The organism is Roseomonas sp. KE2513, assembly GCF_016107305.1.
In the GTDB taxonomy this organism is placed as follows: domain Bacteria; phylum Pseudomonadota; class Alphaproteobacteria; order Acetobacterales; family Acetobacteraceae; genus Roseomonas.
Genome location: NZ_RCVR01000209.1, coordinates 1 through 277 on the forward strand (window position 1 = coordinate 1; position 277 = coordinate 277).

Sequence of the window (277 nt, forward strand, 5' to 3'; positions counted from 1 at the left end):
ATAGAGGCTGACATGGATGGCCTGGGTGCTGAGCGTGCCCAGGAACAGCGTATAGCCGTCCGGGGCACTCCGGGCGACCGCCTCAGCGCCAATGATGCCGGCGGCGCCAGTGCGGTTCTCCAAGACAACCGCCTGGCCCAGCTCGGCGGCGAGCCGCTCGGCCAGGAGGCGGGCGATTAGGTCAGTGTTGCCCCTTGCTGCGAAGGCGACGATCAGGCGGATCGGCCGTGTGGGACAGCGGACGGAACCCTGAGCCTGGGCTCGAGTGAGTGGGAGC

General features: G+C 68.6%; 1 protein-coding gene. It reads right to left on the reverse strand.

Features of this window, described 5'->3' with window-relative positions:
• Positions 1–277, reverse strand: a 277-nt coding sequence (locus D9599_RS30985) for a tripartite tricarboxylate transporter substrate-binding protein (RefSeq protein WP_255531749.1), incomplete at both ends; no start/stop codon positions are given.